The sequence below is a fragment of the Alishewanella jeotgali KCTC 22429 genome, from assembly GCF_000245735.1.
GTDB lineage: Bacteria > Pseudomonadota > Gammaproteobacteria > Enterobacterales > Alteromonadaceae > Alishewanella > Alishewanella jeotgali.
On record NZ_AHTH01000010.1, the window covers coordinates 82,407 to 104,233 of the forward strand.

Consider the following 21,827-nt stretch of genomic DNA (forward strand, 5'->3'; position numbering starts at 1 on the left):
CTTGATATCATGGGTACAGGTCCATTTCATAAACGAAGGTTTCTACTGCATTGGTGTCTGCCAATCTATTCTCTTGCCACCTTACAGAAATCCTCCACTTACCACCGCCTAAATCTTCAATAGCACTTGCCGCAGTTGCTGCAGGCAACACCCCATTCCAGGCAGCGAGCCATTCTGTTTGAATAGTTGCAGCAGACTTTGCCGGGGTATCGCCAAGATTGATCCAGAGGCGCTCAGAGGCATCCATGGCAATTACGCTGGCTAGCGTACGTTGGAACGCAGAGTGGCTGTTCTGTACCGTCTTGAGCTGTAACGCTGCCATGCCGAGCAATCCGATTGCGATTATTAACACCGCGATTAATACTTCCAACAACGAAAAGCCGACCTGTGTAGTTCGTTGCCCGGATACTTTCACGTCCATCATTACCCCCCACAAGCACCGGCTTCGATCTTTAGTGCACCACCGGTTTCGATGAGTAATTGCCGTTGGTTACCATAATACGAGAGCTCAAAACAGTTACCGGCGCTTTGACGCCGGCCGCGTAGATCAAAAACTACCGCTACCACCCCTGAGCCCTTCAAGGCCACTGAGCTTGTGGTTTTATCAACTGACCGCAACACCGTAGTTGTCCCTGGTTGAATAACTTCAGCCTTCCAGCCGTTACCCGTCGTTAGATTCACCGTAACATTAACCCGACGTTTGATCGCTTCAGTTCGCGCATAATGCATTACACCCAATAGCTCATTAGCCTGACTGCGCAAAGTGTTTTGCCGCATCATTTCGACAAAAGAGGGCGCAGCTATACCAATAATAATCGCCAACACCGCGATGGTGACCATTAACTCAACTAAACTAAAACCAGATTTGTTTATTCGCATACGGTTACCAACAACCTGCCGGAGTTGAAGTTTTGACCCCAGCCTGATTAATCGTGAAACTCTTACAACTATCTTTTGTTTGTCGCGAACCACTGGCAGGTTCGGCAGTAATGGTATAAGTGGTGGCACCCTTCGTCAGAGTGATACTATAAAAACCCGCCGGCGAGGTGGCAGGAGCAGAGTTGTAAGTAGCGTAGCTGTTGTTAAGCGTGTAGTGCCGCTCCAATTGCTGTGAAATATTTAACAGCGCATCCCGTGCATCCGTCCGGCCAGATCTCAAGACATAATTCTGATAAGACGGAAACGCGATACTGGCCAAAATAGCGATAATGACCACCACAACCATGACTTCTATTAATGTAAAACCCTGTTGTTCAGCGGGCTTAACGGATTTGTACTGCATAATCTTCCAAAACGTCATATAAACCTATGAATTAACCATATCATTTACTCGGTCTAGTGCGAGTCGAAACGGATAAAAGGTAATTTTTTCTGACCAGCGGTAAAGAGTCGAACCGTTCCACTGCACTATGGATAGTTCAGGAATGTAAGGCTTGCTTAACTGTGCCTAACGCGCGCCGGCTAATTGGTAATTTGTACTTTCCTTGCACCAATTCTGCCAGGGCGGGACCCGTTGCAGGCTGGCGGATAGCGGTCAGGTATAGAGGGTTAATCAACGTTTGGCGGTGAATGCGCAGTAACTGCGGATACGCCGCTTCGAGCTGATGCAGGCTTTTATCTAGCAAAATATTCTGGTCAGCAAGTTGCATCCGGACGTATTTGTCTTCCGCAGCGAAAAACAGCACTTCCGTCAGGGGTACCGTTTTTTGTAAGCCCGCATGCTGATAACTGACCAGCGGCAATTCGAGCGGTTGTTGCTGGAGACGATTAAGCTGACAGGCGCGCTGTAAGCTGCGCTGCAACTGGCTTAAGCTGACAGGTTTAAGTAAATAATCAACCGGGTGCACGTTAAACGCCGCCAAGGCATGTTCAGGATAAGCGGTAACAAAAATCAAGGCCGGTGGCAGCGTGCTATTGGCAAAGGCCTCTGCCAATTGTAAACCACTCTCACCGGGCATCGAGATGTCGAGTAGCACCAGATCCGGTTGCAAGCTAGCTGCCAGTTGCCTGGCCTGCTCTGCCGATGCCGCTTCGGTGACTACTGCATTAACTGCGCATTCGGCGAGTAAGCGTCGCAACCGGCTGCGAGCCAGCGGCTCATCATCAACGATCAGAATATTCATGAGATCTGCTCCCTTGCTAAAGGTAACAGCAAGGTAACACTAAACTGTTGATTCTGGTCTTTGATCACCATTTGCGCTTGCTCGGCAAATACATAGGCCAACCGCTGTTGAATATTCTGTAGCGCCATACCATTGTGTGGCTGACGACTGCCCTGCAGCGGATAGGGGTTTGTTATGACGATTTGCAACTGTTGGGCAGTTTGCGTCATCTTAAGCAGGATCTCACCACCAGCGGCTGCTGGCTCGATACCGTGCAACACAGCATTCTCCAGCAGGGGTTGCAAGGTTAAGGCCGGCAACTGTAACTCAGGTATTGGCTCTGGCAGCTGCCAATTCACCTTTAACCGCTCGCCTAACCGCCATTGTTCTAACGATAAATAACGCCGGCAGAGTGCCAACTCTTCTGTCAGAGAGATGGTTTCCGCTGTTTGCATCGCCGCACGAAATAATGCCGCTAAATCCAGCAATGCCTGCTCTGCAGCGGCGGCATTCTGGTGTACCAGCTCAGCAGTAGAATTTAAGGTGTTAAATAAAAAGTGAGGCCGGATCCTGGCCTGCAGTGCTATCAGTTCAGCCCGGCTTTGGGCGGTGATACTTTTGCTTTGTTCATCCGACATGATCAGTAGCTGGATCACCAGTAAGGCCACCACAAAACAGATCAGCAAGTTATTAATGAGTAACGCGGGTAATTCAAGAGCAGGGGCTAATTGCTGAAAATACCAAAAACTAATTATCGTGCAGCCGGCGGTAATAGTCAGCAGAATCCCCTGGATCAACAGCGCCAACTGCCAAAAACTCGCCCGGCTTAACAGTGGCGTGAACCAGCTAAATGTCAGACAACTAATTAAAGCGATCCACTGTAAAAACAGACTGATAAAACCCAGGCGATACCAAGGCGAAGAGTCGATAGCAAAAGGCGCGAAGGCTAACAATAACGCCAGGCCCTGCGTGAACACAATCACCCGTAATAACTGCACCGGGCTACGAAAATCAGGGAGGCGTCTGTTAACCTGAGTTGGCTGGTTTAACATCAGCTAACCTCCCTGTCTGAAGACGTTATCTTAGCTCTGCCGGAATGGCGAACACCACATTCTCTTCGCGGCCGGTGGTTTCGGTCACCGTTTTACCGCCCCACATTTTCAGCTGGCTAATCACATCCTGCACCAGAATTTCCGGTGCAGAAGCACCGGCGGTAACGGCAACCCGGCTGATACCATCGAGCCAGCTTTGCTGGATATCGTTGGCGGTATCAATTAAATAGGCTTTGCAACCAAGCTTTTCCGCCAGCTCGCGTAAGCGGTTTGAGTTACTGCTGTTTTTCGCACCTACCACCAGCATCAGTTCAGCCTTGGCGGCCAACTCGCGCACCGCATCCTGGCGATTCTGGGTGGCGTAGCAAATATCATCTTTGCGCGGCCCTTCGATATCCGGAAAACGGGCACGCAGTGCATCAATCACATCGGCGGTGTCGTCTACCGACAAAGTGGTCTGGCTGCTGTAGCACAGCTGTGCCGGATTCTTAACCTGCAGCTTTGCCACATCCTCGACCGACTCCACCAGATAGATGCCACCTGCAGCATTATCATACTGGCCCATGGTACCCTCTACCTCAGGATGTCCCGCATGACCAATCAGGATACACTCGGTGCCTTTGCGGCTGGCGCGGGTCACTTCCATATGCACCTTAGTTACCAGTGGACAGGTGGCATCAAACACCTTTAAGCCGCGCTGCCGTGCATTTTCACGTACCGCCTGCGACACACCATGGGCGCTGAAAATCACAATATGGCTATCCGGCACTTCGTCCAGTTCATCCACAAACACCGCGCCGCGACGGCGTAAACCGTCCACTACAAATTTGTTGTGCACCACTTCATGCCGCACATAGATCGGATGCGGAAACAGCTCCAGCGCCCGTTCTACAATGCTGATCGCCCGATCAACACCGGCACAAAAGCCCCGCGGGTTAGCGAGTAAAATATCCATCTTTAGCTTACCTGCACAATTTCGACATTGAAGGTCAGAGTCTGACCCGCTAGCGGATGATTAAAATCGACGGTGACCGAATCGCCCACCACGTCCCGCACTAAACCCGGCAATTCCGAGCCATCCGGCATCGCAAAGCCAATAATGGCGCCTACTTTCGCCGGCGCATCAGCCGAGAATTTACTGCGGTCAACGTAATAAATATTATCCGGGTTCGGCATACCATAGGCGTCTTCCGGGGCCAGGGTAAAGCTTTTTTTCTCTCCGGCCGACATGCCTAACAGCTGGGCTTCAAATGCCGGTGATAAGCTGCCATCGCCCATCTGTAATTTTGCCGGCTTGTTGTGCACCCGGGTACTCTCGGCGGCACTGCCATCGGCCAGCGTGATATCAAAGTGGAAGATTACCGTACTTTTGGCCTGAATTTCGCTCATTTTTTTGCCTCAGAATCACTGCTAAAACTGTCCCAGATAATCAGGGCGGCGCCAATACAGATCGCCGAATCGGCGATATTAAAGGCCGGATAATGCCAGGTCTGGTAATACAGATGGAAAAAGTCTATTACGTAACCATAGATACTGCGATCAATTAAATTACCGATAGCGCCGGCAAACACCAGGCTCAATGCCAACCCCAGCTTAATCTGCTGCCGTGGTAACCGGCTCATCCAGACCGCAATCACGCTACTTATCACCACCGCCAGAATCGTAAAGAACCAGCGTTGCCAGCCACCAGCGTCACTTAAGAACGAAAAGGCCGCGCCATAGTTACGCACATAGGTCAGATTAAAAAATGGCAGTAATTCAATCGAATCGAACAGGGCCATATTTTGATGTACCAGCTGCTTGGTCAGCTGATCCAGACCGATTAACAGCAGGATCAGCCACCACCAGCGCCAGGCGGTATTATTAAACAACTGCATCAGGCAAATTCCCGCTGTTCACCGCTACCTTCTACGTTACTGACGCAACGTAAACAAATGCCCGGATGGGCGGCATCGGCGCCGACATCGTGACGGTGGTGCCAGCAGCGCTCGCACTTGGCGGCGGTAGAGGCTTCCACCAGCACACTTAAGCCTTTAATGGCGGTGGCCACCGCAGCGGCAGCCGGTTGCTCCGCACTCACCTTAGCGGTTGACGTAATCAGCACAAAACGCAGCTCGTCGCCCAGCTGTGACAGCGCTTGCACCAGTTCAGCACCGGCGAACAAGGTCACTTCGGCCTGTAAAGAGGCGCCGAGTTTTTCTTCGCGGCGCGCTGCTTCCAGCACCTTATTCACTTCATCGCGTACTTCTAACAGCTGTTGCCAGAAGGCGTCACTGAATTTACCTGCCGGTAAGTTGGCAAAACCCGGATACCAAACATCGGTAAACACATAAGGCGTGCTCTGGCCCGGTAAGGCTTCCCAGATTTCCTGCGCGGTAAAGCTCATTACCGGTGCCATCCAGCGCACCATCGCCTGGGCGATATGATACAGCGCAGTCTGGCAGGAGCGGCGGGCTTTGGACTCGGTGTGCGCGGTATACTGGCGATCTTTAATCACATCCAGATAGAAACTGCCAAGCTCCACGGTACAGAAATTCATCAGCTTCTGACTTACCTGATGGAACTGATAATTATCGTACGCATCGATAATTTCTTGTTGTAACTTCGCCGCCCGGTTTACTACCCACAGATCCAGCTCCACCAGTTCATTAAATGGCAGAGCATCGGTTTGCGGGTTAAAGCCATTCAGGTTGGCCAGCAGGAAACGCGCGGTATTCCGAATACGGCGGTATTTATCAGCGGCACGGTTCAGAATTTCATCCGATACCGTCATCTCCGAGGTGTAGTCCGTGGTCGCCACCCATAAGCGCAGAATATCAGCACCCAGTTTGTTCATTACATCCTGCGGTGACACCACGTTGCCCAGCGATTTCGACATCTTGCGGCCTTCACCATCCACGGTAAAGCCATGTGTCAGTACCTGTTTATACGGCGCCTTGCCTTTAATGCTGACGCCAGTCATCAGTGACGACATAAACCAGCCACGGTGCTGATCCGAACCTTCTAAATACAGGTCAATTTCAGCACCATGGAATTCCGGCCGCGCATCGACGACTGCGGCATGGGTTACACCAGAGTCAAACCAGACATCCAGAGTATCGGTAACCTTAACATAATCGGCAGCGTCCGCGCCCAACAGCTCAGCAGCATCCAGATCAAACCAGGCCTGAATACCCGCCTGCTCAACTTTATGCGCCACCTGCTCAATCAGTTCGGCCGTACGCGGATGCAAGGCGCTGTTGTCTTTGCGCACAAACAGCGCAATCGGTACGCCCCAGGTACGCTGGCGTGAAATACACCAGTCCGGCCGGCCGGCGACCATATTTTCAATCCGTTGCTGACCCCAATCCGGGATCCAGCGGGTTTGCTCAATTTCCGTTAATGACGTCTGGCGCAGGCCCTGCTGCTCCATGCTGATAAACCACTGCGGCGTGGCACGGAAGATAATCGGCGTTTTATGGCGCCAGCAATGCGGATAACTGTGCTTATAGGCTTTGTGTACCAATAAGGCACCGGCCGCTTTCAGCGCTTCAACCACGGTGTCATTGGCTTTAAACACATGTTGCCCGGCAAACAGCGGCGTATCCGGTAGATAAACACCATTGGCACCAACCGGGTTAGCGACTTCCAGACCATATTTCTGGCCAACGACAAAGTCTTCCTGACCATGGCCCGGTGCCGTATGCACACAGCCGGTACCCGAATCCGTCGTAACGTGTTCGCCTAACACCACCGGCACGCTAAAGTCATACAGTGGATGCTGCAACTGAACTAAATCCAGCGCCGCGCCCTGACAGAAACCCAGCGCATGGTAATGCTCGATATTGGCGCGCGCCATCACGTCTTTCACCAGGTCAGTGGCCAGAATTAAGCGCTCTGCACCATTCGGGCCTTGTTCAACCTGTACCAGCGAATACTGTAACTCAGCATTGAGGGCCACGGCGCGGTTTGCCGGAATAGTCCAGGGAGTGGTGGTCCAGATCACCACAGAAATCGGGCCCTGACCGGCATGGCCAGCCGGATGATCAAACTTATCCGCAACGCTGTCATCCAGTACCTTAAAGCGCACATCAATCGCTGGCGAGACCTTATCCTGATATTCCACCTCGGCTTCGGCCAACGCCGAACCACAGTCGGTACACCAGTGCACCGGCTTAAAGCCCTGTTGCAAGTGGCCATTGCCGATAATTTTACCCAGGCTGCGGATAATATTGGCTTCGGTCGCATAATCCATGGTGCGGTAGGGGTTATGCCAGTCACCCAACACACCCAAACGGATAAAATCCGTGCGCTGGGCATCAATTTGGGTTAACGCATATTCGCGGCATTTGTCACGAAACTCCGCCGCAGTCAGCTTGGTACCCGGCTTGCCGTATTTTTTCTCCACCACCAGCTCAATCGGCAGACCATGACAATCCCAGCCCGGGACATAGGGCGCATCAAAATCAGACAGGGTTTTGGCTTTAACAATAATATCTTTCAGAATTTTGTTAACGGCATGACCGATATGGATATTGCCATTGGCATAGGGCGGGCCATCATGCAGGATAAAGGTTTGCTTGCCTTTTTTTGCACTGCGGATCTGACCATAGAGATCATCCTGCGTCCACTTGGCCAGCATTTGCGGTTCCCGCTGCGCCAGATTACCGCGCATGGCAAAGGCCGTTTCCGGTAAATTAAGGGTATGCTTGTAATCGCTCATCCGTTTCGGTTCCGTTAGGTTGTCGGGGCCTGCGCGGACGCGGCCTCACTAAAATACTGTTGTGCTGCCGCAACATCGGCGGCAATTTGTTGTTGCAACGCATCCAGACTGGCAAAACGTTGCTCGGCTCGAAGTTTATGCCGTAGCTCTACCCGGATCTGGCTGCCATATAAATCCTGATTAAAATCAAATAAATGAGCTTCTAACTGCTCACGGCTGCCCTGCACTGTCGGTCGGTTGCCAATATTGGCAACACCGTTAAAAACACCATAACAAGTATGCGCTGTAATAGCGTACACACCTGACACCGGCAGCTTACGCCGGTAAAGCCAGACATTGGCCGTCGGAAAACCCAGATCCCGCCCCAGCTTACGACCATGGCGCACCCGGCCGCTTAGCGTAAAAGGCCGCCCCAGCATGGCGGCGGCTCTGTCCAGTTGGTCGTGCTGTAGCGCTTCACGAATTAAGGTGCTGCTGACCCGCTGCTCGCCCAGTTTTAAACTGGAAGTACTGTTTAAACCAAAGCCATATTGCGCCGCGGCCTGGGCCAGTAAGGCATAATTACCACTGCGATTTTTGCCAAAGTGAAAATCATCGCCTACGATCAGATGCCGCACGCCCAGCTTATCCAGCAACAGAGTTTTGATAAACTGCTGCGGATCCTGAGCGGCAAAGCTGCGGTTAAAATTCACACACAGCATCCGGTCAATCCCGACCGCGGCCAGCGCCTGATATTTTTCCCGGAAGCGGCTTAAACGCGCTGGCGCGGCATTACCGGCAAACAGCTCCAGCGGCTGCGGCTCAAATACCATCACGCAGGATGGCAGCTTAAGTGACTGCGCTAACTGCTGCACCTTTGCCAGCACCGCCTGATGCCCCAGATGCACACCATCAAAATTACCAATAGTCAGTACACAGCCTTGATGCTGCGGCAGAATATTATGGATACCGCGGATTAACTCCATGCCTGCAATAATGCCTCTGGTGCCTGTAAACGCCGGATTATAACCGGATTAGTGACGGCTTTCAGCAACAGATTTCGCTTTAAAATCAGCCAAACGTACCCCGAAAAGCAACAGCAAGGCGAAGTACAGCAGCACCGCGCCGACACAAAGGCTACTTAACAACAGAATTTGTGCTGCCAGTGGCCGGGCAATCCAGTCATTCAATTCTGGACTTAACCACCACAAGGTTGCCGCCATTAAGATCGCGGCCAGGCTAAACTTGGCTAAGAACCAACAGTTCTGCCGGCTTAGCTGATATATTCCGGCTAGCTTTAAACCCCGATACAGTAAAAACGCATTTAAACTTGCCGACATCGCAGTCGCCAGCGCCAGACCAACATAACTTAAAAACGGCGCCAGCATCAGGTTAAACACCATATTAGCGACCATAGCAATAATGCCAATTTTTACCGGGGTTTTAATATCCTGTCTGGCGTAGTAGCCCGGTGCCAGCACCTTAATCAGCATATAGCTGAGCAAACCACAGCTATAGGCCACCAGACTGTATGACACCATCAGCACATCCTGCTGGGTAAATTCGCCGCGCATAAAGAGTACACTGATAATGGGCTGCCCCAGCACCATCAGCGCCAGCATCGCCGGCAAGCCAAACATCACCACAAAACGGATCGCCCAATCCAGCGTATGCGAAAAACGCTCCGCATTGGCGGTGGCATGATGGCGTGACAGGTTCGGTAGAATGACAGTGGCAATAGCAATACCGAATAAACCCAGTGGAAATTCAATTAAGCGATCTGAGTAATACAGCCAGCTCACCGCACCGGTTAATAAAAACGACGCGATCACGGTATCCAACAGCAGGTTGATCTGGCTGACAGATACCCCGAAAAGCGCCGGCAACATCAGGGTGCGGATTTTCGTCACGCCCGGATCGCGCCAACCCCATTTTGGCATCACCAGCAAACCGGCTTTGGCCAGAAACGGCAGTTGAAACAACAGCTGCACCACGCCACCGATAAACACACCCCAGGCCAGGGCCAGCGCAGGCTCATCCAGCGTCGGTGCCAGATAGAGCGCACTACCGATAATGGCAATATTTAAAAATACCGGCGTAAAGGCCGCCACCGCAAAGCGGTTATAGGTATTTAGAATGGCGCCCGACAAGGCAACCAGCGTGATAAACCACAGGTAGGGAAAAGTGATTTTCAGCATTAACGAGGCCAGCTCAAACTTCTGCGCATCCGGACCATCGTTAAGCCATTCGATAAACCAGCCCATACCAAACAGCAAGGCTAATAGCGGTGAGGCAATGACACCAAATAAGGTCACCAGCGTAACAATCACACCGAGAGTACCAGCGACTTTCGCCACCAGTTCGCGCACCGCATCATCGCCATGCTGCGCTTTCACCTCACTTAATACCGGTACAAAGGCCTGCGAGAACGCGCCTTCGGCAAATAAACGACGTAAGAAATTTGGAATGCGGTTGGCAAAAAAGAATACGTCGGCCGCCGCACCGGCGCCGACAAAATTAGCGACCACCACGTCGCGGACCAGCCCCAATACCCGTGAAATCAGGGTCATAAAACTTACAATCAGCCCTGACTTTAATAATTTTCCCGACACCAGAAACTCCTGTGTATAATGCGACGCTATTTTCACCTGTTCGGGGCGCCAATTACCAGCGGTAATCCCAATTAAATTGCTGGCCTTTTCGCGGAAAGCATTTGACAATGGCACAGTAAATAGGCATATTATGCGGCCTTTAAAGAGTCCGGTTTAGTTTTTAGGAGTGTTACCTTGGCTAACATTAAGTCTGCTAAGAAGCGCGCAATTCAATCAGAAAAACGTCGTCAGCAAAACGCCAGTCAACGTTCTATGATGCGTACTTTCATCAAGAAAACCTACGCAGCGGTGTTAACTGCTGACGCAGTTGCTTCTCAGGAAGCATTCAACAAAATGGTTCCGGTAATTGACCGCATGGCGGCCAAGGGTCTGATCCATAAGAACAAAGCAGCTCGTCATAAAGCTCGCTTAAATGCACATGTTAAAGCGTTAAAAGCCGCTTAACTGTCAGAGTTCGACGAAAAAGCCAGCTAATGCTGGCTTCAGACTGCTGACAAAGTCCTGGACGCCGATCCAGGACTTTGATCTAATAGGGTTAGTTGATTTGAAGGCTAACCAACATGCTCAAAACTCCCTCTCCTCAACAATATCAGTTAGAAATGGTCACGCTCGAAGAGCTGGTACCGAAGAACCATTTGGTTCGCAAGGTCGATGCCGCCATTGATTTCGAGTTCATTCGTGCTGAAGTCGAACATCTCTACTGCAAAGATAATGGCCGTCCGCCGATTGACCCTGTCCGTTTGTTTAAGATGATGATCCTCGGCTATCTGTTTGGCATTCCCAGTGAGCGTCGTCTGGTACAGGAAATTCAGGTTAATGTGGCTTATCGCTGGTTTTTGCGGATGGGATTAACCGAGAAAGTGCCTGATGCCTCCACGCTGAGCCAGAATCGTATTCGTCGTTTTAACGGCACGGATGTGTTTCAGCGTATCTTCGACCGGATAGTTGAACAGGCGTATGAGCAGCGTCTGATTGGTGGTCACACGCTTTACACTGACAGCACACATTTAAAAGCCAATGCCAATAAGCGCAAGGCGGTGAACAAAGAGGTGGCGGTCAGTGCATCGGCGTATATCGCTGAGCTCAACAAGGCGGTTGAAGAGGACCGGTTAGCCCATGGCAAAGCGCCACTGAAGCAAGATGACTCGAAGGAGCCCGAAACCAAAAATCAAAAGGTCAGCACAACCGACCCTGACAGTGGCTTTATGACGCGGGAAGGCAAACCACAGGGCTTCTTCTACCTTGACCATCGCACCGTGGATGGCCGCCACGGCATCATCACGGATACCTTCGTGACGCCGGGGAATGTGCATGATAGCCAGCCCTATCTGGCCAGATTAGACCGTCAGCTTGAGCGCTTTAAGTTTAGTCCGATAGCCGTTGGTTTGGATGCGGGCTACTTTACTGCACCGCTTTGCCATTTAATCCGGGAGCGGCAAATTGCACCGGTTATTGCCTACCGTCGTCCCAATGTCACCGCTAATCCGATTAAGAAGAAGCAATTTACCTACGATAAAACAACCGATACCTATCGTTGCCCCCAAGGTGAAATCCTGACTTACAGCACGACAGACCGTCAGGGCTACCGGCATTATCAATCTAACCCTAAAGTGTGTCAGGATTGCCCGCTACGTCAGGACTGCACGAAGAACAAGCAGTATAAGAAAACGATAACCCGGCATGTCTGGGAAGAGGATAAAGAGCATGTGAGTGGTTTGCGGCTGCTGTCGTGGGGTAAGAAGATTTACAACCGACGAAAAGAGACGGTTGAACGCAGCTTCGCAGACGCAAAACAGCATCATGGCCATCGCTATGCACGGTTCCGTGGTCTGGCGAAAGTGCAGATGCAGTGTTTACTGGCGGCGGTAGCGCAAAACATCAAGAAAATGGCCTTGCTGGCCTTTTTATCGCTTTTTTATGGCCTGAAATCGGCACTATACACCTTTGCAGAGTGCATTCTGCGGCATAACAAATCCGAGATTCAATACTGCCAGATTTAATAAAAGAAAGCAGAAAACACAGATCAAAAAAGATCAGAATCCAGAAAACACAAACCCCGGCCAAAAAACCGGGGTTTGTCATTAATCTGAAGCCAGCTAATGCTGGCTTTTTTGTTTTACGCGATTCTTCATAGTAAAGGTCAACAAACCCTGATAGCGGCCAAAAATAAAGGCTGCCGTAGCAACCTTTATTCTGAACAGTACAATTTATGCATCAACGCAATCAAGGCCTCGGCCTCGGCGCTATTGAGGCGGTAAAATACCGTTTGTGCTTCTTTGCGGGTTTTCACCAGTTTATGCTTTCGTAACAATGCCAAATGCTGCGAAAGGGCTGACTGACTTAAATCCAGCTTTTCGTTAATTTCACCCACCGACATTTCACCTTCTAACAGGTGACATAAAATAATCAGCCGCCGTTCATTCGAAACGGCTTTCAGCAATTTCACCGCTTGTGCTGAGTTCTTCAGCATATCTTCTAAATTCATTTATTGTTACCGTACCTGACTGAACCTGAAAAAGAACCCAGAGCTGACAACTGAAGCCCTGATACGCCTGACCAGCCTCAGACCAACAATCAGAGCAAAGGTTGCACCAGATGACTAATTCGCTCTGCCGAAAATGGCTTCACGACAAAAGCCTTGGCACCACCTGCTACTGCCGCTTTCAGGTTGTCGACACTGGAGTGGGCCGACACCATAAAAATATGCGAGTGCTGATCAATACGCCGGAATCGTTGTAAGAGTACCTTACCGTTGATGTCTGGCAGCTGAATATCCAAAAAAACCAGCTGCGGTTGCTGTTGCACAAATAAGGCTTCAGCACTGGCGCCATCTGCGGCCTCATGCACTACCGCTACGCCAAGCGACTGCAGGATCTGTTTCAGATAATGTCGGCTGGTTAGCGTATCGTCTACCACCAAAGCTGTCAGGCCTGATGATGCGTCTCCCTGTGTCTGCCCTTGCATCCTGAAGGTACTCCTTACTCAGTTAGTCTGGCTTTTTCTTACGTTAGCCGCTAAATCTGGGTTTAATCCGTTAAAGATGATAAATTCGAAAAAATCTAAACCACCAAGGTCACTTAGCATATGAAACTCTGGATCAGCACAATAATAGCAGCTTTTAGTCTGAATGTGCAGGCAACAACCCTACCACTGGATAAAGATTTGGCCTATAAGCTGGTGGAATCCTTAACCGTCGAGGTCGGACCGCGCCTGGCTGGCAGTGAAGCTGACATCCGCTCTGTGATCTGGGCCGAGCAACATTTTAAACAGTTAGGTTTTGATAAAGTCTGGCGCGAGCCGTTTGAGATGCTGTATTGGGAGCGTGGTGACGCCAGTCTGCGCGTTGGCGCGCCCTTTAACCAGGCATTGGTACTCACCGCTCTGGGTGGCTCTGTGGGTACGCCCTTTGATGGTATCACGGCTCAGGTCGTGATGTTTAATACCCTGGAAGAGCTGATTGCCGCCGAGCCGTCACAGGTCAAAGATCGTATCGTCTTTATTAACCATGCGCTGGAAAAAGACATCCGTGGTGGCTTCTACGGCCAGGTAGTCGGTGGTCGCGCCCGCGGTGCTGTCGAAGCGGCAAAACTCGGTGCCAAAGCCTTGCTGATCCGCTCGGTCGGCAGCAGTAGCAACCGTTTCGCTCATACCGGTCAGATGCGCTATGAAGAGGGCGTGCCGCGGATCCCGGCGGCGGCGATCTCGGTACCTGACGCCTTGCAGCTTAGTAAAATGCTCAGCCGTAACCCGGAAGTCAGCTTAAGCTTGCAAATGAACAACAAGCTGCCAGGCACCGTCACCAGCCATAATGTGATTGCGGAAATTACCGGCAGTAAAAGACCGGATGAAATTGTGTTAATTAGTGCGCACCTGGATTCCTGGGACGAAGGCACCGGGGCTTTGGATGATGGCGCCGGGGTGGGCATCGTGATGGCGACGGCCGCCCTGCTAAAACAGGAAAAGCCGGAGCGCACCATCCGGGTGGTGCTGTTTGGCAACGAAGAAGGCGGCCTGATTGGCGCCCGTGCTTATGCCGCCCGTCATCACCAACAACTGCATAAGCATGTCTTTGCCTCTGAATCTGACTTTGGTGCCGGCCGGGTTTGGCGTTTTGATACCGGTATGGGCGAGCAGGCGCTGCAATTTGCCAGACAGATCCAGCAACAACTGGCACCGCTGGGTATTGCCATGGGTCCGAATACCGCCTCAGGTGGTCCGGATGTGTCAATTTTAAAGGCTCAGGGTGTGCCAGTCGCCAGCCTGATGCAGGATGGCACCGATTACTTCGATTATCACCATACGCCAAACGATACCCTGGATAAAATTGATCCAACGGCACTGCGGCAAAACCTGGAAGCCTGGCTGATTATGACCCGCGCCATCGCCAATAGCAGCGTTGATTTACGCCAGTAAACTCCCCCCCTGCCCCTGCTGTCGCCTTTATGACAGCAGGGTTACATCTATTAAAAAATCTAATTTGAAATCTACAATATTCCTCAGTTGAGTAAAAACTCGACACTGCTCATAATGCGCGCAATTAACCTGCCGTATCGTGGAGCCTGCAGATGGAAAACTTAATTTATGACATTATCAGCTGGGTTGGCCTGACGATCTGTATCGGCGCCTTTTTTATCAAAGATGTATTCTGGCTGAGATTAGCTACATTAATAGGTTGCAGCCTGTTATTTGTCTATTACAGCCATATTGCCATTCCGCAGGGGGTGATCTCCAATCTGCTGGTATTGCTGATTAACGCCTACTATTTACTGCGCTTTGCTGCCGCACGCAAAAAGGCCGCCAGTAGCGACACCGTACCCGCCGCCTTAAAACCGCAAGCCGAATAAGCCGCTTTTTTCCAAAGCGGCTTGCCGTTATACTTTCCGATCTTTCAGGTCTGGACCAGCGCTAGCTTTTTAACGTAGTGCATCCAGACCATGCTAATCGACGGAGACCGCTATGCAGGAAGATGAATTCGAGCTGTTTCTTTCTGAAATGGCCGATGTAAAGCCACTGACTCAGGATGCTGTGCTGCAAGCCAACGCTGAGTTTAGCCCCACTCTGGCGCAACAAGCCAGACGCAAGGCGGCGGAACAGGAAATGGAGTATGATCCGCATTACCTGAGCATGGAATATGTCGAGCTGGTAAAGCCGGATGACGTCTTTGCCTATTGTAAAGACGGTGTGCAACAAGGGGTATACCGCAATCTGCGCCTGGGCAAGTATCAACTGGATGCCACCCTGAACCTGCTGGGCAAAACACTGATCGAAGCCCGCGGTGCGCTACAGCAATTTATTACCGACTGCCATCAACGGGGCGTGCGTACCTTATTGATCCAGCATGGTATGGGCCGCAACAGCAAGCCGCATCCAGCCATCTTACGTAGCTATGTTTTTAAATGGTTACCGGCTTTTGGTGTCGTTCTGGCAGCGCATACCGCACAGCGTCAACATGGCGGCTATAGTGCTACCTATGTCCTGCTGCAAAAAAATGCCGAACAAAAACGCGAAAACCGGGAACGGCATAGCAAGAAATAATGAAACAAGATTAGGCTAACAGATAAAAAATTAAGGGCCCAAACGGCCCTTAATTTTTAAATCACCCAGCAAAAGGCTTCTGCCCGGGTGAGAAGGGCTGACAACGCCATTAAAATCACGGCAATAGCCAGAGTGGTAAAGCCAAAACCACGACTGGACGCTTTACTCATAACCTAACCTCAACATTTATTCTTATTATTCTGTCACGGCAACAGCCCTGGTTGCGACCGGCAGGCAGGTTACTGCGACCAAAAGAGTGTAGTCCGTTAATAACTCCTTGGCAACGCTGTAATTTTAACCAGTTAATAGCCCTGTTGCCGGTCGATTTGATTTAACAATGCCAAGCCGGCTTCACTACGCCGGTAATTCTCTGCGATCTGCGCCACCACTGTATCCACCCGGGTTACAGCTGAGATATGCGGTGTGACCAAAATCGACGGATGCGACCAGAACGGATGCGTTGCAGCAAGGGGCTCCTGCCGGAACACATCAAGACACGCCGCCTGAACCTGCCCACTGTCCAGTGCGGCCAATAAATCTGCCTCCACCAGCAGCGCGCCACGCGCGACATTGACCAGTATCACTCCCGCCTTCATCAGGGCAAACAGCTGTTTATTTAACAGATCCTCGGTGGCACTGGTCAGTGGTAATAAACAGATCACCAGATCGGCATCGTTAAGGGCTGCGGCTAAGCCATCAACGCCGGCATAGCAAGTTACACCGCTAAGCTGCTGCGGGCGACGGGCCCAGCCCGTCACCTGATAGCCCTGCATCTGAAAAAATTGTGCGGCGGCCGCGCCCAGTTCGCCTAACCCCAGCACACAAAGCTTGCGCAACTGACGTGGGCTTTTCGGTTTCCACTGCGCCTGCTGTTGCTGGCGATGAAACTGATCCAGGCGCAAACGGTAATAGCTTTCAATACCGGCCAGATAACGCAGCATAGACTCAGTTAACGCCGGATCGACAACCCGCGCCAGTGGTACCAAAGGCAGCTCAGGATCGGCAAGAATACTATCCACACCGGCACCATAACTTTGCAGCGCTTTTAAATTTGGTAGCTGCTGTAAACAGCCTGCCGGGTGCTTCCATACCACGGCAAAGGTGACAGCAGCAGGATCATTTAGCTCGGGCCAGACCTCAATCGTTACCCCCGGTAGGGCGGCACTGAGCCGTTGTTGTAAGTCATCCAGTTTTCGATCAGGGATAATAAGGGCAATAGTCACAGCTCACTCCATATCTTGGCCAGGGTGCCAACCTTAGCATAAAAGCGGCACTTCGGCTGTCGTCAAACTGCCATAAAACTGCCAACTTGGCGTCATACAAAGGCATTAGGCTCAACTGTGTGACCCTATGTAACAGGTGAGAGGACAGAGCGATGCTGAATGTCGAGCAAATGATCGAACAACAACTGCCACTGGTTGACCGCCAGAGCTGGTTTTACCGGCCGGTTAAAGGATTCCTCAGCTACCTGTTACATGAGCAGGATTTTCAGAATTTTGCCAAGCGCTACCCGCACCTGCAGGGACTGGAGTTTGTGGAGCAGGTGCTGGACTATTTTAACTTCAGCTACGCCGTACGCGACAACGAGCTGGAGCGGATCCCGACGACCGGGCGGGTGGTGATTATCGCCAATCATCCGATCGGCTCGCTGGACGGGCTGGCCCTGCTAAAACTAGTCAGCGAGATCCGGCCAGACGTTAAGGTTTTGGCCAATCAGCTACTGATGGCGCTACCGCCGCTGCACCCCCTCTTGTTACCGGTAAATAACATGACAGGCGGCACCGAGCGGCGCCGCTTAGACGCCATTGCCGCCCATCTGGCGGCGGAAGGCGCACTGATCCTGTTTCCGGCCGGTGAGGTATCACGCTTAAAACCCAATGGAATCCGTGACGGCAAGTGGCATAGCGGCTTTTTGCGCTTTGCCAGTCAAAGTAAGGCGCCAATTCTGCCGATCTATATTGGTGGGCGCAATTCGGCGCTGTTTTACAGTGCCTCGATGCTATATAAACCGCTGGCCACCTTATTGCTGGTAAAGGAAATGTTTAAGCAACAGCGCAAATCGATCACGCTGCGCATTGGTGAAAGCATTCCGTTTGACAGCGTTAACAACCTGCAGCTGGAGCTGGCAGATAAAGTTAAACTGTTTAAAAAGCATCTGTACCGGCTGGCAAAAGATAAAGCCCCGCTGTTTAAAACCCAGAGTGCGATAGCGCATCCGGAAGAGCGGGCTGTGCTGAAAAAGGCAGTAGAAAGTTGCCAGTTATTGGGCGAAACCGGCGATGGCAAAAAAATCTACCTCTATCATCATCAGCAAAGTTCGCCGGTGATGCGTGAAATCGGCCGCCTGCGCGAGCTGGCGTTTCGGGCTGTCGGCGAGGGCTGTGGCCAGCGCCGTGATATTGACCGTTTCGACAGCCACTATGAACACCTGATCCTGTGGGATAGCGATGATCTGGAGATCGTCGGCGCCTACCGTTTTGCCAATACGGCCCGGGTGATCGCTGATCACGGCTTAGCCGGCTTATATACCGCCTCGTTGTTTCAATTTAGCGCCCAGATGCAACCCTATCTGGCACAGGGGCTGGAGCTGGGACGCAGCTTTGTGCAACCGCGCTATTGGGGTAAGCGCAGCCTGGACTATCTGTGGTATGGCATTGGAGCTTACCTTAAGCAGTATCCGGAACTGCGCTATCTGTTTGGCGGCGTCAGCCTATCAAACAGCTACCCGCAAGCAGCCCGGGATCTGATGGTCTACTTCTACTCTTTATATTTTCAGGATGAACAGCAAACAGCAGTATCAAATCAGCCCTATCAGCTGCCGCAAGCTATTCTGCAACAGCTGCAGCAGCACTTCAGCGGTCAGGACTATGCAGCAGACTTTGTGCAGCTAAAACACCTGCTGGCCAATATGGGGGTAAGTATTCCCACCTTATATAAGCAATACAGTGAGCTGTGCGAGCCAGGCGGGGTGAAATTTCTGGCCTTTGGCACGGATCCGGATTTCGCTGACTGCATTGATGGTCTGGTACTGGTGGACCTGACACAGTTAAAAGCACAAAAGCGCGCCCGTTATCTGAGCTGAACCACAGTTTCTTGTAGCTTAGTGTAAAGATCCGGTAAAGTTCAGCCGCGATTCAGCCGCGGCCCACTATAAGTTGTATACTTAATGTCCATCCCTCTGCCGGCGCAATCTATCGCCCGTGGTTAGGAGCTTGATATGACGATACAACGAACCCTGCCACAGCTACTGTTAGCCCTGGCGATTTTATTGCTCAGCGCCTGCGCCAGTCAGGCACAAAGCCGCACCAGTAACAGCGAGGCCGAGCTGGACCAGATGCTGGCCCCGATTGCACTGTATCCGGACTCAGTACTAACCCACGTCTTGATTGCCTCGACCTATCCGCTGGAAATTGTGCAGGCGGCACGCTGGTTAGAGCGTAACCCGGATCTTCGCGGCGAAGACGCGGTAGAAGCCGTGCAAGGCCAGGACTGGGACCCCAGTGTGCAGGCTCTGGTTGCCTTCCCGCAGTTAGTGCAACGCCTGAATGATGATCTGCAATGGACGCAGCGGCTGGGAGAAATCTTTTTAGCCGATGAGCCAGCGTTACTGGCGAGTATTCAGCGCTTACGGCAACGCGCCTATGCTCAGGGCTCACTGCAGCAGATGGAGCATGTGGTGGTGGAGCGCGAACGCGAAGTGATCGTGATTGAACCGGCGCGGCGTGAGGTGATTTACGTACCCTACTACGATACCCGGGTGGTTTACGGTCACTGGTGGTGGCCAGCCTATCCACCACTGTATTGGTATGAGCCTGTCGGTCACCGCAGCCGGGTCAGCTTTTACTGGAGTAGTGGCTTTTACGTCAGGCCAGCGTTTTATTTCAGCGTCTTCGACTGGCACCGTCATCATGTGATAGTGCACCACCATTACTATCATAAGCCACCGCGCTATTATCCAAAACGGCAGCATTTCCATAATGCGCCTCGCTGGCAGCATGATCATTATCACCGCCGTGGCGTGCACTACCGGCACAGTCAGTTACGTGACCGGCCAGACTATCAGCACCGCCCGGATCGGCCACGCCGTCATGACGATGCGCCGCACAGACCTCGCGAACAGTGGCGTGCTGAGCGCAATCAGGAGCAGCGCTCACAAGCTGATAATCGCTTTATTCCGGCCGACAGCAAGTTACGTCAGGCCAATCGCGAAGCAGAGGCTGCACCACGCAATGCGCAGCGTGAAGGCCGCCAGTATGACAGCAACCGCCAGCCGCGCCAGCATGAGACGGCACGAAGCGAACAGCCGCAACGCCAGGAGCGCCCTCAGGGACGTATTGCTCAGCAGTGGGCAGAAAACGAGCAGCGTATCCAGCCAATCCCTGCCGCAGACACCAGCCCGGCTGTTGACCGGCAACGGCCGCAACGTGTGCAGGATAGTGCGCTGCGCGCGCAGCAGCGCAACGAAGCACTAAATAGAGAACAGCGGCGCAATGAGGCGCTGGGCAGAGAGCAGCGAGCACAACAGCGCAACGAAGCACTAAACAGAGAGCAGCGGGTACAGTATCAGCGCCCGGCGCAGGACAGCCGGCCGGAACGGGTACAGCCTATCAGAGTGCCGCAAGCTGAAACCCAGCGCGTGCAGTATCAACGGCCACCGCAAGAGGTAAGAACCGAGCGGGCGCAGCCGCAAAGATTTCAGCAAGAGCGGGTACAACCGGTGAGCCGGCCAGCACAGGACAGTCAGCGGGTACAACCACAGCGGCCACAAATGGAACAACGGCAAGCAGTGGTCAGCCGGCCAGCAAGCGAGAGCCGGACAACAGGTTCGATCTCCGAGCGCTCTAACCGCTTTGAAAACCGGCGCCAACAGCAGGACTAGGCTTGGTTAGGGCGTGTTCCCTACCTCTTTGTTGATATAGAACAATACTTACCGTTAAAGGCCCGCTTTGTAGCGGGCTTTTTTGATCCAGCCCAAGGTTTTCACCGCCAGCAAGCGCACAATGGCGCCAGTTATCTGACTGGAGAATATGATGAAAACAATGTTATCTACAGTAGCACTGGGCCTGAGTTTAGTTGCCGCCCCTGCCATGGCCGAATTTTCTGTCAACGTTGGCGCCATCAGCGTGATGCCAAGTGACAGCAGCGGCAATCTGAATGTGGTAGAAGCCGTCGCAGGCTTACCAGCCGGCTCAACTGGCGTCAAGGTGAATGACAATACCCAACTGGGCCTGACCTTTGACTACAAACTGGATAAAAACTGGGGCGTGCAGTTAATTGCCGCTACCCCTTTTACCCACAAAATCAGTGGCGATGGCGCTATTGACGGTTTAAAAGTAGGTAAAACCAAGCATTTACCGCCTACCTTACTCGGCCAGTATTATTTTGATGTTGGCAACAGCAACATTCAGCCTTTTGTTGGCCTGGGCGTCAATTACACCAACTTCTTTAATACCGAAGCCGATGGTCAGCTGAAAAGCACGCTGGTCGCGCTGGGTGCGGCTGGTGCTAATGATCCTGTGACCATTAAGCTGAAAAACTCCTGGGGCCTGGCCGCACAAGCCGGCGTCAATATCAAACTGGCTGATAACCTGGGTGTCCACCTGATGATCAGCAAAATTGATATCGATACCAAGGCGCATGTCCGGGTTAATGGCAATACAGTGCAAAGCGTTGATGTCAGTATTGATCCGCTGGTAGCAATGATTGGTCTGCGCTGGACGCTGTAAGTTTTATCTTGCCCTTTGCCGTCAACATTACGGTGTTGACGGTATTTTTCCGGGCGCTCCGACCAAAGTCGGGGCTTTTCCCGCTCCGGCTTCTGGATTAGAGTGCTATTACTGATCTC

Annotated in this window: 22 protein-coding genes; 8 read left to right on the plus strand and 14 right to left on the minus strand. The window is 52.0% G+C overall.

What is annotated here, in order from left to right:
* Positions 1-7: 7 nt before the first annotated feature.
* From pilV to murJ, 11 genes are all read right to left on the minus strand, one after another.
* Positions 8-424 (minus strand): type IV pilus modification protein PilV, encoded by a 417-nt coding sequence (pilV, locus tag AJE_RS05195; RefSeq protein WP_008949972.1) that lies wholly within the window; start codon positions 422-424, stop codon positions 8-10.
* Positions 424-879 (minus strand): GspH/FimT family pseudopilin, encoded by a 456-nt coding sequence (locus AJE_RS05200; RefSeq protein WP_008949973.1) that lies wholly within the window; start codon positions 877-879, stop codon positions 424-426. Before AJE_RS05200 ends, pilV begins: the two co-directional genes overlap by 1 nt.
* A gap of 4 nt (positions 880-883) precedes the next feature.
* Positions 884-1,300, minus strand: a complete 417-nt coding sequence (locus tag AJE_RS05205; protein WP_138984196.1) for a type IV pilin protein — start codon at positions 1,298-1,300, stop codon at positions 884-886.
* A 118-nt stretch (positions 1,301-1,418) separates the two neighbouring features.
* Positions 1,419-2,123, minus strand: a complete 705-nt coding sequence (locus AJE_RS05210) for a LytR/AlgR family response regulator transcription factor (protein WP_008949975.1) — start codon at positions 2,121-2,123, stop codon at positions 1,419-1,421.
* Positions 2,120-3,154, minus strand: coding sequence for a sensor histidine kinase (locus AJE_RS05215; RefSeq protein ID WP_008949976.1), 1,035 nt, complete (start codon positions 3,152-3,154; stop codon positions 2,120-2,122). The genes AJE_RS05210 and AJE_RS05215 overlap by 4 nt, the downstream gene beginning before the upstream one ends.
* Before the next feature lie 25 nt (positions 3,155-3,179).
* Entirely contained in the window at positions 3,180-4,109 is a 930-nt protein-coding gene (gene ispH, locus AJE_RS05220) for a 4-hydroxy-3-methylbut-2-enyl diphosphate reductase (protein WP_008608886.1), read from the minus strand.
* A 2-nt stretch (positions 4,110-4,111) separates the two neighbouring features.
* Positions 4,112-4,543: an FKBP-type peptidyl-prolyl cis-trans isomerase gene (fkpB, locus tag AJE_RS05225; protein ID WP_008949977.1), complete on the minus strand. Its 432-nt coding sequence runs from the start codon at positions 4,541-4,543 to the stop codon at positions 4,112-4,114.
* Positions 4,540-5,031, minus strand: coding sequence for a signal peptidase II (lspA, locus tag AJE_RS05230; RefSeq protein ID WP_008608888.1), 492 nt, complete (start codon positions 5,029-5,031; stop codon positions 4,540-4,542). Before lspA ends, fkpB begins: the two co-directional genes overlap by 4 nt.
* On the minus strand, positions 5,031-7,856 hold the full coding sequence (gene ileS / locus AJE_RS05235) for an isoleucine--tRNA ligase (RefSeq protein ID WP_008949978.1): 2,826 nt from the start codon (positions 7,854-7,856) through the stop codon (positions 5,031-5,033). The genes lspA and ileS overlap by 1 nt, the downstream gene beginning before the upstream one ends.
* A 14-nt stretch (positions 7,857-7,870) precedes the next feature.
* The gene (ribF, locus tag AJE_RS05240; RefSeq protein ID WP_008949979.1) at positions 7,871-8,821 is read right to left on the minus strand and encodes a bifunctional riboflavin kinase/FAD synthetase; all 951 of its coding nucleotides are present in this window, start codon (positions 8,819-8,821) and stop codon (positions 7,871-7,873) included.
* 48 nt (positions 8,822-8,869) lie between these two features.
* Positions 8,870-10,447, minus strand: a complete 1,578-nt coding sequence (gene murJ / locus AJE_RS05245; RefSeq protein ID WP_193353306.1) for a murein biosynthesis integral membrane protein MurJ — start codon at positions 10,445-10,447, stop codon at positions 8,870-8,872.
* A gap of 174 nt (positions 10,448-10,621) precedes the next feature.
* Between murJ and rpsT the strand changes: the two genes are divergently transcribed.
* Together rpsT and AJE_RS05255 are read left to right on the plus strand one after the other, a co-directional pair.
* The gene (gene rpsT / locus AJE_RS05250) at positions 10,622-10,891 is read left to right on the plus strand and encodes a 30S ribosomal protein S20 (protein ID WP_008608893.1); all 270 of its coding nucleotides are present in this window, start codon (positions 10,622-10,624) and stop codon (positions 10,889-10,891) included.
* A 116-nt stretch (positions 10,892-11,007) separates the two neighbouring features.
* Positions 11,008-12,447: an IS1182 family transposase gene (locus tag AJE_RS05255; protein WP_008949780.1), complete on the plus strand. Its 1,440-nt coding sequence runs from the start codon at positions 11,008-11,010 to the stop codon at positions 12,445-12,447.
* Between the two features lie 188 nt (positions 12,448-12,635).
* Here AJE_RS05255 and AJE_RS05260 read toward each other — a convergent pair whose 3' ends face one another.
* Positions 12,636-12,932 (minus strand): ArsR/SmtB family transcription factor, encoded by a 297-nt coding sequence (locus tag AJE_RS05260; RefSeq protein ID WP_008949981.1) that lies wholly within the window; start codon positions 12,930-12,932, stop codon positions 12,636-12,638.
* Positions 12,933-13,021: 89 nt separating this feature from the next.
* The gene (locus tag AJE_RS05265; RefSeq protein ID WP_008608896.1) at positions 13,022-13,411 is read right to left on the minus strand and encodes a response regulator; all 390 of its coding nucleotides are present in this window, start codon (positions 13,409-13,411) and stop codon (positions 13,022-13,024) included.
* Between the two features lie 120 nt (positions 13,412-13,531).
* Between AJE_RS05265 and AJE_RS05270 the strand changes: the two genes are divergently transcribed.
* The 3 genes from AJE_RS05270 (at position 13,532) to smrA (ending at position 15,982) form a co-directional block, all read left to right on the plus strand.
* The gene (locus AJE_RS05270) at positions 13,532-14,860 is read left to right on the plus strand and encodes a M20/M25/M40 family metallo-hydrolase (RefSeq protein ID WP_008608897.1); all 1,329 of its coding nucleotides are present in this window, start codon (positions 13,532-13,534) and stop codon (positions 14,858-14,860) included.
* A gap of 152 nt (positions 14,861-15,012) precedes the next feature.
* On the plus strand, positions 15,013-15,291 hold the full coding sequence (locus AJE_RS05275; protein WP_008608898.1) for a hypothetical protein: 279 nt from the start codon (positions 15,013-15,015) through the stop codon (positions 15,289-15,291).
* Between the two features lie 112 nt (positions 15,292-15,403).
* Positions 15,404-15,982 (plus strand): DNA endonuclease SmrA, encoded by a 579-nt coding sequence (gene smrA, locus AJE_RS05280; RefSeq protein ID WP_008949982.1) that lies wholly within the window; start codon positions 15,404-15,406, stop codon positions 15,980-15,982.
* Between the two features lie 302 nt (positions 15,983-16,284).
* Here the strand turns inward: smrA and AJE_RS05285 are convergent, their stop codons facing one another.
* Positions 16,285-17,205: a 2-hydroxyacid dehydrogenase gene (locus AJE_RS05285; protein WP_008949983.1), complete on the minus strand. Its 921-nt coding sequence runs from the start codon at positions 17,203-17,205 to the stop codon at positions 16,285-16,287.
* A 152-nt stretch (positions 17,206-17,357) separates the two neighbouring features.
* On the opposite strand from AJE_RS05285, the gene olsF reads away from it, so the two are divergent.
* The 3 genes from olsF (at position 17,358) to AJE_RS05300 (ending at position 21,708) form a co-directional block, all read left to right on the plus strand.
* Positions 17,358-19,064, plus strand: coding sequence for a bifunctional ornithine lipid synthase OlsF (olsF, locus tag AJE_RS05290; protein WP_008949984.1), 1,707 nt, complete (start codon positions 17,358-17,360; stop codon positions 19,062-19,064).
* A 135-nt stretch (positions 19,065-19,199) separates the two neighbouring features.
* Positions 19,200-20,861 carry a DUF3300 domain-containing protein gene (locus tag AJE_RS05295; protein ID WP_008949985.1) on the plus strand — a complete coding sequence of 554 codons (1,662 nt, stop codon included), beginning with the start codon at positions 19,200-19,202 and terminating at the stop codon, positions 20,859-20,861.
* 148 nt (positions 20,862-21,009) lie between these two features.
* Positions 21,010-21,708 carry an OmpW/AlkL family protein gene (locus tag AJE_RS05300; protein WP_420167167.1) on the plus strand — a complete coding sequence of 233 codons (699 nt, stop codon included), beginning with the start codon at positions 21,010-21,012 and terminating at the stop codon, positions 21,706-21,708.
* Positions 21,709-21,827: the final 119 nt, after the last annotated feature.

Coding starts and splice junctions, on each gene's coding strand:
- AJE_RS05275 (WP_008608898.1), top strand. CDS start 15,013: ATGGAAAACTTAATTTATGACATTATCAGCTGGGTTGGCCTGACGATC.
- ileS (WP_008949978.1), bottom strand. CDS start 7,856: ATGAGCGATTACAAGCATACCCTTAATTTACCGGAAACGGCCTTTGCC.
- AJE_RS05295 (WP_008949985.1), top strand. CDS start 19,200: ATGACGATACAACGAACCCTGCCACAGCTACTGTTAGCCCTGGCGATT.
- fkpB (WP_008949977.1), bottom strand. CDS start 4,543: ATGAGCGAAATTCAGGCCAAAAGTACGGTAATCTTCCACTTTGATATC.
- AJE_RS05270 (WP_008608897.1), top strand. CDS start 13,532: ATGAAACTCTGGATCAGCACAATAATAGCAGCTTTTAGTCTGAATGTG.
- smrA (WP_008949982.1), top strand. CDS start 15,404: ATGCAGGAAGATGAATTCGAGCTGTTTCTTTCTGAAATGGCCGATGTA.
- AJE_RS05300 (WP_420167167.1), top strand. CDS start 21,010: ATGATGAAAACAATGTTATCTACAGTAGCACTGGGCCTGAGTTTAGTT.
- AJE_RS05215 (WP_008949976.1), bottom strand. CDS start 3,154: ATGTTAAACCAGCCAACTCAGGTTAACAGACGCCTCCCTGATTTTCGT.
- AJE_RS05205 (WP_138984196.1), bottom strand. CDS start 1,300: ATGACGTTTTGGAAGATTATGCAGTACAAATCCGTTAAGCCCGCTGAA.
- AJE_RS05260 (WP_008949981.1), bottom strand. CDS start 12,932: ATGAATTTAGAAGATATGCTGAAGAACTCAGCACAAGCGGTGAAATTG.
- lspA (WP_008608888.1), bottom strand. CDS start 5,031: ATGCAGTTGTTTAATAATACCGCCTGGCGCTGGTGGTGGCTGATCCTG.
- AJE_RS05265 (WP_008608896.1), bottom strand. CDS start 13,411: ATGCAAGGGCAGACACAGGGAGACGCATCATCAGGCCTGACAGCTTTG.
- AJE_RS05255 (WP_008949780.1), top strand. CDS start 11,008: ATGCTCAAAACTCCCTCTCCTCAACAATATCAGTTAGAAATGGTCACG.
- pilV (WP_008949972.1), bottom strand. CDS start 424: ATGATGGACGTGAAAGTATCCGGGCAACGAACTACACAGGTCGGCTTT.
- ispH (WP_008608886.1), bottom strand. CDS start 4,109: ATGGATATTTTACTCGCTAACCCGCGGGGCTTTTGTGCCGGTGTTGAT.
- AJE_RS05210 (WP_008949975.1), bottom strand. CDS start 2,123: ATGAATATTCTGATCGTTGATGATGAGCCGCTGGCTCGCAGCCGGTTG.
- ribF (WP_008949979.1), bottom strand. CDS start 8,821: ATGGAGTTAATCCGCGGTATCCATAATATTCTGCCGCAGCATCAAGGC.
- AJE_RS05200 (WP_008949973.1), bottom strand. CDS start 879: ATGCGAATAAACAAATCTGGTTTTAGTTTAGTTGAGTTAATGGTCACC.
- olsF (WP_008949984.1), top strand. CDS start 17,358: ATGCTGAATGTCGAGCAAATGATCGAACAACAACTGCCACTGGTTGAC.